This window comes from Thermogemmata fonticola, assembly GCF_013694095.1.
GTDB lineage: Bacteria > Planctomycetota > Planctomycetia > Gemmatales > Gemmataceae > Thermogemmata > Thermogemmata fonticola.
In genome coordinates this window covers 1-1,067 of sequence record NZ_JACEFB010000037.1, presented here as the reverse complement: position 1 = coordinate 1,067, position 1,067 = coordinate 1, and the positions used below count along the sequence as shown (strand labels likewise).

Below are 1,067 nucleotides of genomic sequence, written 5' to 3'. Positions count from 1 at the left end.
TTGTCACGATCACTGTCCCTGCTCCGCGGACGACCCGGAGTGCTGGGAAGACGGTGAGGATGACGCGGACGCCTGCCACGGCTGGTGTGGCCATCACGCCGGGGAGGACGGCGCGGGGTGCTGTTGCTGCCACGGCGGCGATCACGGATGCGACGCTGCGGACGGCGGCCCGTGTTGTGGTGAACATCCGTGTGATATTGACGATAATTGTCAAACTGACGGGGAGGACGGCGAGGGTTGCTGTTGCTGCCACGGCAGCGGCTGCGAGGAGGCGGAGTGCCATCGATGTCATGGTGAACATCTATGCGATATGGATGAAAATTGTCAAACCGGCTGGGATGGGGACGAAACGGAGGGCCGTGTCCGACGTTCACCGTGCCGGTCGCGCCGCCGGGAGGCAGGCCGTTCGCCCCGCCGCCAGCGCTGGAAGCGTTCCGCCCGCCGCCGCTTGGCCCGCACTCTGCGGCTGGCCATCATGGTCAAGCTCTTGTCACTGCTGCGTCAAAAACTCCGCCGGAGGAAGCGCCGCCGTTCTTCCCGCTCTCCCGCCGCTTTGGCCCGCAAACGTCACGAGGCCCAGCTCCGCTGGCTCGCCCACGTCTCCGCCTTCCTGCGCCGCCTCGAACGCCAGGAACAGAAGGAAGGCCAGGAAGGCTCCGCTGACGGGAATATGTCATCTCCTCCATCCCGGAGTGAGGCCGACCATTCTCCCGCAGAGCCGCCGCCGTCCGAATCCGCCGCGGGGACCATCCCTTTGTCGAATCAAGCATCTCCCGATGGTGTGAGCCAATCCGATGATTCATTTTGTGAATGTTTCAATTCAACTTTGTGTTGGAAAAATCATTCTCAAGAGTTAGATTCTCTCAGTTTCAATTTTTGGCCGGATGAGTTATTACCGTGGCAGGGGCAGTTATCGGGTGTTGTTGGTAGGGTGGGGGAGGAGCGGGGTTCGGTGCGGTCTGGGGTGCGTCCGCGCCCTTCACGTGGCGACGGCAGCGGTGGCGATGGTGGCGGCAGCAGTGGCAGCGGCGGCGGTGGCGGTGACGGCAGTGGCGGTGACGGTGGTG

Annotated in this window: 2 protein-coding genes; one reads left to right on the top strand and one right to left on the bottom strand. The window is 63.5% G+C overall.

Features of this window, described 5'->3' with window-relative positions; genetic code table 11:
• Positions 1-292 (bottom strand): hypothetical protein (locus tag H0921_RS17575; protein WP_194539835.1); only part of this gene is annotated, 292 nt, incomplete at its 3' end.
• Positions 293-310: 18 nt separating this feature from the next.
• Here H0921_RS17575 and H0921_RS17570 point away from each other — a divergent pair.
• A partial coding sequence (locus tag H0921_RS17570; RefSeq protein WP_194539834.1) for a hypothetical protein occupies positions 311-1,067 on the top strand: 757 nt, incomplete at its 3' end.